Raw genomic sequence first — 15,065 nt, 5'->3', positions numbered from 1 at the left:
ACTCCTAGACCCGGTTGAGTTCTTCGCGCGTGCCGAAGACGCCCCAGGGCCGCCATGTCATGACAACGAGCAGAATGATGAAAGGCACCGCTTCACTCAGAGCAGGATCGACGAGGCGCGCAGTCGCGTAGCTGAAGCCCGCGACGAGATAACCCCCGAGCAGCGCGCCACGGAAGCTGTCCAGTCCGCCAACGAGGGCGGCGGTGAGGCCGCTGAGCCCGATGATGATGCTCTGCGGGGTCAGGATCGAGCGCGCGCCGAACAGAACGCCCGCCAGCGCCGCCGAGAACACGGCGGTGCCCCAGGCAATGCTCAGGATCAGGTTGATATTGACCTGCCTCTGGCTTGCGAGCAGCGGATTTTCCGCCGCACCCCTGAAATGGCGGCCAAGACGCGTGAACCTGAAGAAGAAGAACATCGCGGCGAAGAAGGTGGCGCCGACTGCAAGCGTGATGACGTCCATCATCGTCAGCCGTCCACCGCCTTCGAAGACGACGAGCGTTTCGCGCACGATGTTGAGACCGACGCTGCGCGAGTTCCAGAACACCACGATCATCGATTTGAGGATGATCGCAAGGCCGATCGTCACCATCGCCGCGACGAATGTCGGCTGCCCGATGAGGCGCCGCATCAGCGCGGCATAGACCGCCAGACCGAAGACCGCGCTGACCAGGGCAGTAGCCGCGATCGTCAGCACGATCGATCGGCCCGGCATCATCAAGCTGACCGAATAGAAGACATAGGCGCCGACGATCGCCAGTTCGCCGTGGGCGAAGTTGACCACCCGCGACGCCTTGTAGATGACGACGATCCCTGCCGCCAACAGCGCATAGATGGTCCCAAGGACCAGCGTGCTCAGGACCAGTTCCATTGCAGCACCCTACTGTCCGAGGAATTCCAGCGTGTCCTGGCGATACCATTCGCCGGCACCGACCAGCTTTTCGCCATCCCACTTGTAGAGTTGCCAGAAGGTCGGGCCGTAGTGATCTTCCGCTGACATCTCGATAGGCCCGCCGGTCAACCCCTGCGTATCGAGCTTGACCTGCTGGATCGCCTTGTCGAGACCTTCCCGGTCGCAGTCCGCACCACAGATCTTGAGCGCCTCCTCGGCCACCATGCCGAGCGCCCAGCCGGTGACGTGCATGCTCGTCGGCGTGATCCCCGCTGCCGTGGCCGCCTCGCGAAGCGCGGCGATGCCGGGCGCATCGTCCGTTGCCGGCGCATAGCGTGAGACCATGTAAAGGTTTTCCGGATCGCCGGCCTGTTCGGCGGCCTGCCGCACCGTCGCCTCGGATGCGCCGTAGGAGGCGATGACATACGGGCCCGCATAGCCGGTCTGGCGCAGCGCCGCGATCACGCCGAGATTCTGCTCGGCGCCATAGTGCCCGACAACGATATCGGGGTTCATGGCGGCGATCGACTGGGCAAACGGTGTGAAGTCCGCCGTTCTTACGGGGAAGATCACTTCATCCCAGTCATAGCCCAGCTTCTGCGCCATCAGCCGGTTGTGTCGCAGCGCCGCCCGGCCCCCGACACTGTCGAAAGTGACGCCGACGACCTTGCCCTTTTCGGCAATCTGCTTGCTCAGCGTGCCGATCGCCTCACCGGCGACTTCGAACATGACGCCCGTGCTGTAGGAATAAGGCTGGGCCGGCGGCAGCGCATCGAGAATGCCGCTGAAGGACGTGACGACGGGAACGCCGGCCCGGCGCGTTTCCGCGAAGGTCGGCGCGTGCGTGGAAGACAGGCTCAGCCCGAAGATGCCGATGACCTGATCACGCTCGATCTGCTTCTTGGCTGCGGCGACGGAGCGGTCCGCCCGCAGCCCGTCGTCGTCGAGGAATGTCTCGATCTGCTTGCCGTTGATCCCGCCTGCCGCGTTGCGGGCCTTCATGTAGAGGTCGAACCCCTCCCAGACCGGTGTATAGGAGCCGGCGAGCGGACCGGACAGATCGGTGATATAGCCGAGTCTGTAGGAATCCGCGGCAGCCGGCGCGGCCAATGCCATGAGTGCCGCAAAGGCGGCCATAGATAGTTTCGTCATCGTTTCCCCCCGATGTTTGTCGTTGTTTCTGCCGCCGCATGGCGGTTGTGTCTTGTCAGACCGGTACCTTCTCCTCCCGATACATATCGTGGATCAGATCCCCGAACATTGCCTGCATGTGCTTCCGCTTCACCTTCCGAGTCGGCGTCGTATCCCCCTCCTCGGGATCCAGTTCCTTGGGGATGATGCGGAATTTCTTGACCTGCTCGACACGTGCGAGCTGGCCGTTCGCTGCTTCGATCTCCTTCTCGATGAGGGAGATCACTTCGGGCCGTTCCACGAGCGAGTTGAAACTCGTGTAGATCACCCGGTTCTGCCGCGCCCATTCGGAAACGGTCCCGAAATCGATCTCGATAAGGGCGCTGACAAATTTCATGCCGTCCCCGATCAGGATGGCCTCGCTGATATAGGGGCTTCCCTTCAGCAGGTTCTCGACCTCGCTCGGGGCGATGTTCTTGCCCCCGCTCGTGATCATGATGTCCTTCTTGCGATCGACGATGCGGAATTGTCCGGGAATCGCCTCTTCCGCGATATCGCCGGTACAGAGCCAGCCGTCATGCAGGGCGGCTTTGCTCGCGGCCTCGTTTTTCCAGTAGCCACGGAACAACCCCGGCCCCCGCACGAACAGTTCGCCGTCGGGACCCAATCGTACCTGACGCGGAGGGATCGGCGCGCCACCGCGCGCGGGATGGGGGAACGTGCCTGTCTGGCAAAGGACGTAGCCACCTTCGGTGATCCCGTAGAGATTGCGGACGTTCACGCCCCAGATCTCCCACAGTTCATGCACCTTCGCCGGCAGGGGCGCCCCGGCGCACAGGATGCTGCGGATCTTGGGCAACCCCATCTTGCGCAGCATCGGCTGGAACACGAGCGCCTGCGCGAGCCGGTAGCTTGCGGCGATTCCGGCGCCCGGCCGCCTGCCCTCCCACTGCGCCTGTCGATACCGCCGGCCGACCGCAACCGCCCATTCATAGGCGCGGCGCTTCGCCGGACTGCTTCGCTGGATGCCGGTGACCACCTGCGCGGAAAGCTTCTCGAGAATGCGCGGCACGACATTGAGGAACGTCGGCTGCACCTCGTAGAGAGTGCCCATCAGATTCTCGACCTCCTCGCCGATGTGCGGCACGACATCCGCGACCAGGGGGAGGCAGATCGACATTGACCGTTCGATCAGATGCGCCATCGGGAGATGCGAGATGGCCCGATGCGTCCCATCGTTCAGTTCCGGGAAAGCCTCCAGATAGGCATTGCCGAAACCCCACATCAGCGACACGTGGTCGTGCAGCGCACCTTTCGGGGCACCGGTCGTGCCGGATGTGTAGACGATCACCGCCAGGTCCTCGGCACGAACCCTATCGGCGTGCTCGCCGAGGAACTGCTCGTGGCCGCGACCTACCAGCCGCTCGCGGCCGCGTTCCATGACCTCCGCGAAGCTGATGATCCGCGGGTCGTCGTAGTGGAAGAGCGCGCGGACATCGAAGACGACGATATGCCTGATTTGCGGCATGCCATCGGCCGCCTGCAGCACCTTGTCGACGAACTCCTGATCTTCCGCGAGGAAGATATTGGCACCGCCGTCGATGAGCTGATGCTCCACCTCAGGGATCGAGCAAGTCGTATAGATGCCGTAGCAAATGGCCCCGCCGCTCATCGCAGCCATATCGGCGATGAGGAATTCGCGGCACGGGTCCGACATGGTCGCCACGCGGTCGCCGCGCTTGAGGCCCAGAGATTGCAGTCCGGCCAGGAATTCCGCCACGTCGCGGCGGTAGGTCTCCCAGGTCACTTCCTGGTAGAGGCCCATGTCCTTGTACCGGAATGCAACCGCCTCAGGCGTTGCGGCGCAGCGCTCGATGAAGAGCTGCGGAATGCTGCGCTCGTAGAGCGCCTGATCACGCAGCCTGTTGTAGCGCTTGGCCATCATGGTGCCTCGACTGCCGGATCATCGGACACTGACCCATACGTTCTTCTCCTGGGTGACCTCGCGCATGACGGCAAAGCCCATCTCGCGTCCGTAGCCGCTGTTCTTGTAGCCGCCGTAAGGAGCCATTGAACTGACCGCACCCCAGGTGTTCACCCAGATGTTGCCGGCTTCGAACGCCTGCACCGCCCGCATGGCCTTGCCTATATCGCGTGTTATCACCGAGGCAGCAAGTCCGTAGGGGTTGTCGTTCGCCAACGCCAGCGCTTCGCTTTCCTCCTTGAACGTGATGACCGAAAGCACAGGCCCGAAAATCTCCTCGCGGGCGATCTTCATGGAATTCTCGACCTGGTCGAAGATGTGTGGTCCCACGAAGTGGCCGCCCTGCAGGCCGTCCGGCACCGGATGTTCGTAGACGAGCCTGGCATCGTTCCTGCCATTGCCGATATAGCTTTCGACCCTCTCCTTCTGTTTGGCGGAAATGAGCGGGCCCATCGTCGTGTTCGGGTCCATCTGATAGCCGAGCCGTACCTTTCCGGCGCGTTCGACGATCTTCTCGAGCACCTTGTCGTGCAGGCTCTCGTGAACCAGCAGGCGGGAGCCCGCGGTGCACACTTGCCCCATGTTCGAGAAGATGGCGTTAGCCGCCACCGAAGCCGCCTGATCGACGGGTGCATCCTCGAACACGATAACGGCCGACTTGCCGCCGAGTTCGAGACCCACCGGCTTCAGCGTGCATGCCGCCTCCGCCGCGATGCGCCTGCCGGTCTCGGTGCTGCCGGTGAACATCACTTTCGCCACCATGTGGTGCTGGACGAGCGCGAGACCGGCGGTAGCGCCGAAGCCGGGCACGATGTTGACGACGCCTTGCGGAAAGCCGGCTTCCTGCACGAGCTTCCCGAGATACATCACCGACAGACAGGCCTGTTCGGCCGGCTTGATCACGACGGTGTTGCCGGCCGCGATGGCGGGAGCGATCTTCCAGACCGCCTGCAACAGCGGAAAGTTCCACGGAATGATGCCGCCGATGACCCCCAGCGGCTCGCGAAGCGTCATGTTGATATACGGGCCGGGCACCGGGACGGTGTCGCCCTGGATCTTCGTCGCCATCCCGGCGAAATACTCGAGCGCATCCACGGCCGTGACGGCGTCGATCGCCTGGGAATCCCTGATCGGCTTGCCGGCATTGAGCGATTCGAGCTCGGCGAGTTTTTGCGCATTGGCCTGCACGAGCTGCGCCAGCTTGTTCAACAGCCTCGCCCGGGCCGCGCCGGTCGTCCGGCGCCAGCCCGGGAAGGCCGCGAGGCCGGCCCGGACCGCGCGGTCGATATCCGCTTCGTCGCTGTCCGGCAGATAGGCGAGAATCTCGCCATTACCGGGATTGTAGGTGGGGAATGTCCGGCCGTTTTCCGCCGGCACGAACTCGCCGTTGATCAGCGCGCCCCAGGTTTCGGGTTTGGCGGTTTCGGCTATCGTTTGTGTTGCTTGACTCATGGCGCTGTCCTTTCTCATCGACCTGCGGGGCAGATCGGCCCGTTCGGTCCGGCGGCGACGATGCGCCGCGTCGGCGGGCCGTTTTCGACGTCAGTGGCGAAGCACACCAGTCTTGTCGACTTCGTTACGAAGAATTTCGAGTTCCTCCTTCGACGGCGGAGCGATACTCTCGACGTAATCCGCGCTCCTCACCTCGAAGCCTGTATTGGCCTTCACGTCGTCCACGGTTACGCCGGGGAAGAGCTTTGCCAGCCGAGCATCCAGTGTATCAGGATCAAAGTCGAAGATACACTTCGGCGTGACCATCCATTTCGGCCCGTCGCCGTCGAAGTCGTTCTCGCGACAGATCTTCTTGCCGGGATGCGAGATGAAATCGACCTTCTCGACGAGCCGGCGCTTGTCGTGCGCGGTCAGGAACACGTAAGTGTCCCGTACCCCCACGGCGATGTCGTTGATGCCGATCGTGCCCGGACCGCGGAAGGTCATCTTCTCGGCGCTGCCCAGCCCGATCATGTTGGTGTTGCCCCAGCGGTCCGCCTGGATGCCGCCGACGAAGAACTTGTCGGCGAACCAGAAATGGTTCACGTGCTGGAGGTCGCTGCCCTCCTCGTAATACCTGCTGCCGCCGGGCGCCCCATAGAACAGGAACGTGTCGGGATGATCGTGCACGGATTCGGCGTACCGGATGAGCTCGTAGCCCGTCGATGTCTTGGGAAGTTCGACGACATCTATGTCGACGACGTTGCAAAGCGTGACGCTTCCGCCAAGCTGGAGCTTCAGGTTCGGGGCGTGCATCTTCTGCGCCAGCATCGTTGCGGCGAAGAAGATTTCGGTGTGGGCGCCGGAGGTGATCTTGTTATGATCCTCGATCTCCCTCGCGAACACCACGGCCATCATTTCTTTCCAGGAATAGTCGCTCATCACCTAAGCCTCTGTCATTCTTGTTGTCCATGTGCCTTGCCGTGCATGTGCCGCAATTGGTGTGCTCACCAGTTCACGATCGGATGGGTATAGAGATCGAGCAGCTTGCGGATACCGACGGTTTCCAGATATTCGACGTGATCTTTCGGCCTGTGGACGTGGCGATCGAGGTATTCCTCCCACGTCTTGCTGTCGCCTTTGCGGTTGGCCTCGCTCGACTTCACGTAGTCCTGGATGAAATCCACGTCTTCCTTGTAGAAACCATGGGCGGCATAGGGATGGCCGCCGTAAGGCGCCTCGACGACGCAGTCGGCATAGGCGATGGTCGTCATGAAGGGGTTGCGGCGGATCACCGAATTCGGAACGATCCGCTCGGCCTGAACCATGATGCGGGCCGCCGCGCGGGCTATCCACCGGTCCCCGAAACGGGCGCCGAGATGCTGGCCGTTGCCGTAGCAGTCGGCCCAGCCGACATGGATGATCGACCAGTCGGGACGCAGCGGCGGCACGGCGAGGATCTTCTTCTTGCCGCCGATCGGATCGGTGAACTCGACGATGTCCTTGTTGAGTTCGGGAATGCTCGTGCCCACGCCGCCGCGCCAGGCGAAGAATTCGGATCCCGAGGCGGCTGCGAAGAAGCCGCCATAGAGGATGTACTCGCTGCACTCCCAGATTTCGAGCTTGCCCTCTTCGGCATATTTGCGGAAGTTGTGGCCGATCGGACAGTACATCTCCTGCCCGACATAGGGGGCGATGAGCTTTCTTACGCAGCCCGCCCCGATCAGCAGGTCGATTTCAAGGCCGGCGGTCGCCGAGGCAATGACAGTCAGGTCCTTGGTCCCGTTCCGGATGATCTCGCGCACGAGCGTCATGGGATGGTTGTCGGCGCCGAAACCGCCGATCGCGATTGTCATACCGCTCTCGATCCTGGCTGCAGCGTCCTGAATCGAGAAGACGACCTCTTTGCGTTTTCTGTTGCTCACTGTCTGCTTCCTTGATTCTGTTTCTGGTTGAACTTCGGTTGCGCCGCCTGAGAGGAAGCTCAGACCGACAGGATCGTGCAGGCGTAGACGGCGGAGTCCTGCCCCAGGAGAAGTCCTCCCTGGTTCTGCGCCATGGTCACCTTCGGGGGGCGTTCTATCTGGCGCGGTCCCGCCCGGCCGCGCATCTGCGACACCAGTTCGGCAATCTGGAGGAGGCCGGTCGCCCCTACCGGATGTCCGCGCGAGCAAAGGCCGCCGCTGGGATTGACGGGCTGCCGGCCGCCGATCCTGGTGACGCCTTCATCGATCAGGCGTGGCCCCTCACCCGGCCCGCAGAGGCCGAGGCGCTCGTAAAGCATGAGCTCGGCCGGCGCCATCGCGTCATGCAGTTCAATCGCCCCTATGTCTTGCGGACCGATGCCCGCCTGCTCATACGCCGCCTTCGCCGAGACCGCCGCCGAGTCCTCCCGGCCGTCGTCAGGCAGCCGGTAGGCGCCGGAGCGCAAGACGCAGGCGGCGATGCGTATGGGCCGGTCGCTGGTATAGCGGGGCGCAAGCTCGGCCGCGCACAGCACGGCCGCGGCAGCACCATCGGAAATCGACGAGCACATCAGCAGCGTCAGGGGTTCGACCACCACGCGCGATTGGACGACCTCCTCGATCGACAACCCCCGGCGATGCTGCGCAATCGGATTGAGCGCCCCGTTGGCGGAGTTCTTCACTGCCGGCTTGGCGAGATCCTCCATGGTCCAGCCATATTCCTTCATCCGGCCCTTGAGATTGATCTTGGGATGGATCGCGTAGCTCGTGGTGAATTGCATGCCCATCCGGGAAAGATCGATTTCCGACACCGCGCTCAACGCCGCGACGGTGCGCGCGGAATCGCCGATGAACATCTTCTCCGCACCCACGGCGAGCGCGACGTCGGCGGCGCCCGAAGCGACTTCCAGCCAGGCGCCACGCAAGGCCGTCGCTGCACTCGCGCAGGCATTCTCGACATTGACGACCGGAATGCCGGTGATGCCCGCATGCTGGAGCATGACCTGCCCGCGGACACCCTCCTGACCCGTCAGGAGACCGCCTAGGGAGTTGCCGACATAGGCAACCTGTATGTCCCGGGCACCGACACCGGCATCCGAGCACGCCTCTCTGATCGCGGAGAAGGCGAGGTCCTTCAGGGCTTTCTCCGGAAATCGGCCGCTCGGATGCGCGCCGACGCCCAGGATGACAACGTCACGCATGAGATGCCTTCCCGCCGGACCGGGTATCCGGCACATATTTGTAGGTCAGGGCCTCGCGATTTTCCGGCGTGTCGGCCAGCGGCTCGACGACAAGCCGCATGGCCATGCCGTCTTCGAGCACGCCATGCTCGACCGGGCATGCCGAACTGATCAGCGTGAAGATGCGCGGTCCCTCGGGCAGGTCGACGAAGCCCTGGAAATAGGGAGCCTTGAAGCCTGCCGGCGCGAAATGCGCGATCGTATGGCTGTAAAGCACGCCCCTGCGGCCGATCTCGGCCTCCTCCATCATGTCGTCACGGAGGCAGGACGGGCACACCGGCATCTGCGGGAATACCACCGTGCCGCAGTGGCCGCACTGGGCGCCGAGCAGGCAAGGCTCGGTCGATGCGTCGTCGAAGACGCGCAGGATTGTCGGATCGAGGAGTTTCATGGCTCTGCCCGAAAGTTCGGAACGGGGTGTCACACGCCAAGGTGGCGCTTCAGCGAGCGGAAGCCGGCATTGAAAACGCTGCGCATGAATGCAACGCCTTCATCCTCCTTGCCCGACTCGGTCTCGAACTCGGAAAACCACTCGCCCAGCGTGCCGTGCGTGTCGGTGATCGACCGCAGCTTCATGCCGGTCCGGATGTTCTTCACCGGAAGCGGCCCTTCGAGGACCGAGTAGAGGATCCGCCTGTCTTCCTGCGAGTATTCTTCCAGGCGCTCCCGAAGCGAGCCACCCGTCGCCAATTTCAGAGCACGCACCGCCCCGACCGAGGTCGGATCCTTGCCATCCTCGATGGTCGACGCCTTCATTCCCGGCATCCAGTCCGGAAGGCCGTTAAAGTCGCCGACGGTACGCCAAACTCTCTCGATAGGCGCGTTGATAACGGTGCTGACGAAAACCTGGGGCAAGTGACGACCTCCCTGCATGTCTTTGTTCTTTATGAAAGCAGAACCGGCGCACCGGCTCTGGAACTGCCGGTTCACTTAGAGCATGTGGAAACGCTGACATGCCCTAACTCTTTGTCTCTGAGCGAATTCTTCTCGATCGAATGTTTCCATTCGATCGGAACGCGCTCCAGGCTGGTCTTCCGATCTCGGGCCCCTCCCGGAGCGTCCGGATCGTCTCAGCAAATTTGGTATAACACTATTCTGTTTTTCTGGTCAAGCGCGAGAAAGAGTCGAGGCTGGATCAATTTATGGGATGGGATGGCGGCCGCCTGCTTCAGGCCACATCGGTGCTGACCGGTTCGAGCTTTCGCCTGCAAGCTGGGTTGTGGCGGCTCATGAGGTGTCGGGCCGCATCGTGAATGTCCGGCTCCGCGGCATTCCGGGGTTGCGTCCGCAGTTACAGACGGCCGCTCTCCGCCCAATGACGAAGCCGGTCACACCGCGCGAGCGGCCATGCGGCGCTCGCGCGGTGTGACCGGCGATAAGATGTCGCTGACGCGGGACGGAGCGGACCTTCCTCCTGATGGTCGGCAGCGCTCGCCCGTCTCGGCACGGAGCTCAAACTACAGTTTTGGGGTCAGGTCCGGACGTGTCTGGCAAAACTGTCGAGTATCGCCTGCCAGCCACCGCGCTGCTGTTCCAGCGGGTATTCGGTTTCCGGGTCGAAGGTCACGCGGACCAGAACGGCGTTGTCGGCCGGCTCGAACTCGACCGTCGCCGTGCGATCGCCGAATGTATAGTCGATGCGCTCGTGTTCCACGATTTTCGTGTAGGTTCCCGCGAAATCGAAGCCCGCGCTCCCGTCCTTCGCCTCCATGCGGGAGGAGAACGTGCCGCCTTCGCGCAGGTCCACGGTGGCTGCGGGACAGTGCCAGTCATCCGAGGCGGCATTCCATTGCATGATGTCTTCAGGTGTCGTGTAGGCCTGCCAGACCGTCTCGACCGGTGCGGCGACAGTGGTTTCGACGAAGATTCTTTCAAGGCTCATTGTCGCTCTCCCCTAGGCGGTTGAGGCGAGGCACACGTCCGCCCGCCTACTGATTGATTTCGGGCTCGACGAGCCTGGCGAGCTTGTAGAGGGAATCCTGCCAGCCGAGATAGCAGGCTTCCGGGGGGATCACGTCCGGCACACCCTGCTGCTCGATCTCGATTTCCGTGCCGACCGACACGGCCTTCAGGTTCACCGTGACCTTCATTTCGCCCGGCCAGCTGGGGTCATCGAACCTGTCCGTGTAGACGAGGCGTGCTCCCGGAACGAGTTCCAGATAGGTGCCGCCGAAGGAGTGGCCGTGGCCCGTGGTGAAATTCCGGAATGACATTCTGTGCTTGCCGCCGACTGTCGCGTCCAGCTCATGAACGGTACAGAGATACCCGAATGGCGGCAGCCAGCTCGCTACCGCATCCGGTTCGAGAAAGGCGCGATAGAGCTTCTCGGGCTTGGTGGCAATGACGCGGTGCAGACGGATGGTGTTGGGCATGGTTTTTCTCCCTGCGGTTCGGTTTCACTCGGGTTGTTCAGATATCTTCGGGCTGAAGAGCAGCTTCAGATACCGGTGAAGGTGATCGATACTGTCGACAGCGCGCTGCGGATCGCCACTCGCCTTGGCAAGAATGAACGCCCCCTGGAGGACGGCCTGCGTGTGCAGCGCGAGGCTTTCGGCCGTAAACTCCCGCACGACGCCATATCGGTCCATGGCGGCCTCGATGTCGGCAACCAGGGTGGCCGCATGGCCCGACATGCTGTCCCAGCACGCTTTCTGGATCGCCGGATTCGTGCCATAGGCCTCCTGCACCATCGTGCCGACGAGGCAGGTGAACTCCGGCAATGCGCCCTCAATCAATTGCTTGCGAAACGCGACATAGGCCAGCAGGCGTTCGAGCGGATCATCGGCGTCATGATAGGGTGCGCTTTCGAACAGACCGCGCGTGACTTCCGACCAATGGCCCGCCGCGGCGACGGCCAGATCCTCCTTGCTGGCAAAATGATGAAAGAACGCCCCTTTCGAGACGCCAGCCTCGGCGCAGATGTCGTCGACCGTGGTGGCGGCATATCCCTTGGTGCGGATGACGGCAAAGGCGGCTTCCAGCAATTTCGACCGGGCTGAGGGGTTCTGTTTTCGAGCCATTTCGCATTTCCTTTTTTACACCATACCAACCGGTCGGTATTGTGTCAAACCGAGATTTTGACGCGTGGTCGTTCATCGCTTGCAAGGAACGAGAAGTGACGGCAAATGCCAATGCCCTTCCGTCCCGGGCTCGACCGCGTCGCGGACCGTGTGAGATGGTGAACGCGATCTTCGGCAACGGCCGCTCGGGTGCGTCCCCGCAAGGGCGTCCGGGCACCCGGCCGTTGACGGCGCTTGAAGTATCTGGCCACGGGCCGGGAACCCCCGGCCGGCTTTCCTCGTTGGAACAGCACGCAAGCCGAACCCATTGCACATGATAGGAACGGACGATGCCTGACGCCGCGGAAATCCTCAAACTGGAACGTGAATACTGGCGCACGATGGCCGAAGGTGATCATGCCACCTCGGCGAAGATGCTGGCCGAACGGGCCGTCGTCGTCGGCAGCGAGGGCACGCACAGCTTCACTCCTGACGAATATCGCAAGATGGCCGACTCCACCGGGTGGGAGATCGTAGACTGGCGGATGTCTGAGGAGCGGGTCGTCTTTCCGACACCCGCTTCGGCCGTCGTGACCTATCGTATCCTCCAGACGGCGCGCCACGAGGGCAAGGAGCTGCGTATCGAGGCCTGGGACAGCACCGTCTGGCTGCGCGAAGGCGATAGCTGGAAATGCATCCTGCACACGGAAAGCCCGATCCGGGATGCTCGACAGGGCTGACGCCGGCATCGCCGTCGACCCGGCGCCGCACAGCCGCACAGCGCGGAGCGCCAGCCGATGATCGTCCTCAGGCCTTACCTTCGTCCGGCGGGGGCACCTGGTCGGATCCCGCCTTGCTCGCGGGACTGCCGAAACGCCACGGCGCTGCCTCCAGTGGTCTCGGCGGGATGAAGCCCCGCACCCGCAATCGTTCCAGGACTGCCAGGTTGAGCTGGCTGGTCACGGACATCGACTCCTGGATATTGCCGATGAAGCAAAGCATGTCGAAACGCATCTTGTTGTCCGCGAACTCCATCAGATAGGCGGTCGGTTCGGGTTGCGCCAGCACGGAGGGATGTTCCTTCGCGCAGTCGACCATCAGGCGGCGGACTTCGTTTTCATCTGCATCATAGGCGACGCCGATCGAAATGGTGATACGTCCCATCTTGCCTTTGTGGAGCCGGTTCTTCACGACGCCCGATACGATATTGGAGTTGGGGATGATGACGGAGGAGCGGTCGAACGTCTCGATTTCCGTCGCCCGCACATTGATGCGCCTGACGTAGCCCTGTTCGGTGCCGACGACGACCCAGTCCCCCACGCGTATCGGACGTTCCCACAGCAGGATCAGCCCTGACACGAAGTTGTTCACCACGGATTGAAGGCCGAAGCCGACCCCGACCGACAGTGCGCCGGCGACAAGGGAAATACGGCTGAGGCTCAGGCCAAGCTGCGTGGAGGCCAATGCCAGGGCGATGAAGAAGCCGATGTAGCCGATGGCCGTGCGGATGGAGTTGCGGATGCCGGCGTCGAAGCCCGTCGTCGGCAGGTACTTGTTCTCCAGCCACCGCTGCAACGCGTGGGTGACCAGGATCACGACCGCGAACGTCAGCGCGGCAGTCATGATATCGGCAGGCGAAATCGATATTTCGCCGATGCTGAAGCCCATCCGCAAGAGCTGCAAAGGAGCGTAGAGATCGTTTGTCTCCATGCCCCAGGGAGCGATGATCAGGAGGATCGCGACGGCCAGCAAGACGAGCTTGAGGATCCCGGCGGCGAGCACGCTGAACTGTTCCACCGCGCGGCGGCGCAGCCCGATGTTCGTCTGCAGGAAAAGCGACGTCCGGGAGTGGCGCGCCGGCAGTTTCTCCACCAGCTCCTCGGCAAAGACGCGCAGGACGAAATAGAGCCCCATCACCGTCAGAACCCAGACGACCTGACCGACGATGAACGATGCGAAGGCGACGTAACCGGTCGTCACGGCCAGCAGGATCGTGAACACCGTCACCCAGCAGATGGCGACCACGATACCCCGATAGTCGCTCTCCGGAGGTATGTAGGGGCCGAAATCATCGGCTTCCGCCTGCTCCTGTCTTTTCAGCCCCCACAGCGCCCACGCCAGAAGACCCGCGACCGCCAGCGCCCAGATGCCGTCCGTGAGGACGACGAGGGGGAGAGTGGCGCCGATCGCCGCTACCGTGGACTGGGCCAGCGTTCCCGCGAGAATGACGATTGTCCCCAGATTGGTGATCCGGGACATATGGCGGGCTTCGTCGTCGCCCACCTGGAAGAGCCGCCAGGTGGTCAGGTCGGGAGCAAACAGCGCGTCGGACAGAGCCCGCATGAACACCAGGAGCACGATGCCGGACAGGAACCATCCGACGACCGGCGCCAGGCGCCCGCCGAGCAGGTTTTCCGACTCGAGCGCCATGTAGAGAACAAGGTTCGCGCCGGCCACGGGAACCGAACGGCCGAGGATGATCCCAAGCGCCTTGAGCACCTTCTCGAACCGGCTCGGCTCCTCCCGGTCAGGATCGCGCCAGGTCAGACGCGGCAACACGCGCAATCGCAGCCAGTGCAGCAGCACGCCGACGAAAACGGCGGCAAGCACATAGCTCAGCCCCCCGCCCTCGAACCGCTGTCGCAGGTCCGAGGCCCAACCGCCGAATGCAAGGCGCAGGGCACGAAGATCGCCGGGCAGAGTCTCGCCCGCCGCGCGCCAGAGCCCGGGATTCCAGATGCTCGAACTGCGCGCGAACAGGGATCTGGTGAAAGCGGCGCTCCGCAGATCGCTGATGCGCGTCGAAATCTGGTCCGCATACACCATCAGCGCTTCCGCAAGCTTGATTCCGGTATTCAGCTCGGCGAGCGCGGCGGTCTTCTCCGCCCGTTCGTTGGCGATGCTCTCGCTTTCCGGTGGCGCGCCTTCTTCGGGTTTGGCGCCCAACTGCTCCAGCTGCGCGTTCAATGCCTCCGCACGGGGCGTCAAGTCGCCGATGATCGCCAGAATGTCGGCCCTCAAACCCTCCAGCGACCGGCGCAAGCGCGACAGGTCTGCATCCTGTTGGCCGGTAGCATCGAGTTCCTTTTCCATCGCCGTCAGGGAACTCCTGAGCGAATCCAGCTGCTGCGTCACGGACACGGGGTCGGTGGCGGGAAAGGCCTGAGAGGCACTTGCAAAGGCATAGAGAATGCACCCGATCAGCAGAAGCAGGCATTTCGGGAGGCGGGACTCGGCATGAGGCATCGCTTGAGCTTATCCTTGCAATTATGCACTTGGAGCATGTCATCATTTCACGGAAACGATGACATGCTCCAAGTTTTTGATTTTGAGCGAATTCTTATCGATCAGACGATTGGTCTGATCGGAAAGCGCTCTAGCTTCGGATCCGGATCAGGATAGTGGAGCAAGTCAGCATGGCAA

At 62.7% G+C, this 15,065-nt stretch carries 14 protein-coding genes; 1 reads left to right on the top strand and 13 read right to left on the bottom strand.

Translation table 11 applies throughout. From position 1 onward, the window contains the following. Positions 1 to 4: 4 nt before the first annotated feature. The 12 genes from ACUSIJ_RS05220 to ACUSIJ_RS05165 form a co-directional block, all read right to left on the bottom strand. The gene (locus ACUSIJ_RS05220; protein ID WP_449307320.1) at positions 5 to 871 is read right to left on the bottom strand and encodes a branched-chain amino acid ABC transporter permease; all 867 of its coding nucleotides are present in this window, start codon (positions 869 to 871) and stop codon (positions 5 to 7) included. A gap of 9 nt (positions 872 to 880) precedes the next feature. Then, positions 881 to 2,044: an ABC transporter substrate-binding protein gene (locus ACUSIJ_RS05215; protein ID WP_449307319.1), complete on the bottom strand. Its 1,164-nt coding sequence runs from the start codon at positions 2,042 to 2,044 to the stop codon at positions 881 to 883. A 55-nt stretch (positions 2,045 to 2,099) separates the two neighbouring features. Continuing rightward, positions 2,100 to 3,968 carry an AMP-dependent synthetase/ligase gene (locus ACUSIJ_RS05210; protein WP_449307318.1) on the bottom strand — a complete coding sequence of 623 codons (1,869 nt, stop codon included), beginning with the start codon at positions 3,966 to 3,968 and terminating at the stop codon, positions 2,100 to 2,102. An 18-nt stretch (positions 3,969 to 3,986) separates the two neighbouring features. Next, positions 3,987 to 5,459 (bottom strand): aldehyde dehydrogenase family protein, encoded by a 1,473-nt coding sequence (locus tag ACUSIJ_RS05205; RefSeq protein ID WP_449307317.1) that lies wholly within the window; start codon positions 5,457 to 5,459, stop codon positions 3,987 to 3,989. Between the two features lie 90 nt (positions 5,460 to 5,549). Further along, entirely contained in the window at positions 5,550 to 6,380 is an 831-nt protein-coding gene (locus ACUSIJ_RS05200) for a CoA-transferase (protein WP_449307316.1), read from the bottom strand. 65 nt (positions 6,381 to 6,445) lie between these two features. Beyond that, positions 6,446 to 7,363, bottom strand: a complete 918-nt coding sequence (locus ACUSIJ_RS05195) for a CoA transferase subunit A (protein WP_449307315.1) — start codon at positions 7,361 to 7,363, stop codon at positions 6,446 to 6,448. Between the two features lie 59 nt (positions 7,364 to 7,422). Further along, positions 7,423 to 8,604 (bottom strand): thiolase C-terminal domain-containing protein, encoded by a 1,182-nt coding sequence (locus tag ACUSIJ_RS05190; protein ID WP_449307314.1) that lies wholly within the window; start codon positions 8,602 to 8,604, stop codon positions 7,423 to 7,425. Next, positions 8,597 to 9,034, bottom strand: a complete 438-nt coding sequence (locus ACUSIJ_RS05185; RefSeq protein WP_449307313.1) for a Zn-ribbon domain-containing OB-fold protein — start codon at positions 9,032 to 9,034, stop codon at positions 8,597 to 8,599. Before ACUSIJ_RS05185 ends, ACUSIJ_RS05190 begins: the two co-directional genes overlap by 8 nt. A 29-nt stretch (positions 9,035 to 9,063) precedes the next feature. Then, complete coding sequence (locus ACUSIJ_RS05180; protein WP_449307312.1) at positions 9,064 to 9,498, bottom strand: SRPBCC family protein; 435 nt, start codon at positions 9,496 to 9,498, stop codon at positions 9,064 to 9,066. 616 nt (positions 9,499 to 10,114) lie between these two features. After that, entirely contained in the window at positions 10,115 to 10,525 is a 411-nt protein-coding gene (locus ACUSIJ_RS05175; RefSeq protein WP_449307311.1) for an SRPBCC family protein, read from the bottom strand. 46 nt (positions 10,526 to 10,571) lie between these two features. Continuing rightward, a complete protein-coding gene (locus tag ACUSIJ_RS05170) occupies positions 10,572 to 11,015 on the bottom strand; it encodes an SRPBCC family protein (protein ID WP_449307310.1) in 444 nt (147 codons plus the stop codon). Between the two features lie 24 nt (positions 11,016 to 11,039). Beyond that, positions 11,040 to 11,663 carry a TetR/AcrR family transcriptional regulator gene (locus ACUSIJ_RS05165; protein ID WP_449307309.1) on the bottom strand — a complete coding sequence of 208 codons (624 nt, stop codon included), beginning with the start codon at positions 11,661 to 11,663 and terminating at the stop codon, positions 11,040 to 11,042. Between the two features lie 329 nt (positions 11,664 to 11,992). On the opposite strand from ACUSIJ_RS05165, the gene ACUSIJ_RS05160 reads away from it, so the two are divergent. Further along, entirely contained in the window at positions 11,993 to 12,382 is a 390-nt protein-coding gene (locus ACUSIJ_RS05160; protein WP_449307308.1) for a nuclear transport factor 2 family protein, read from the top strand. 67 nt (positions 12,383 to 12,449) lie between these two features. On the opposite strand, the gene ACUSIJ_RS05155 is transcribed toward ACUSIJ_RS05160, so the two are convergent. Next, complete coding sequence (locus ACUSIJ_RS05155) at positions 12,450 to 14,888, bottom strand: DUF3772 domain-containing protein (protein WP_449307307.1); 2,439 nt, start codon at positions 14,886 to 14,888, stop codon at positions 12,450 to 12,452. Positions 14,889 to 15,065: the final 177 nt, after the last annotated feature.

The sequence above is a fragment of the Pseudochelatococcus sp. B33 genome, from assembly GCF_053570585.1.
This window is presented reverse-complemented; position numbering and strand designations above follow the sequence as displayed.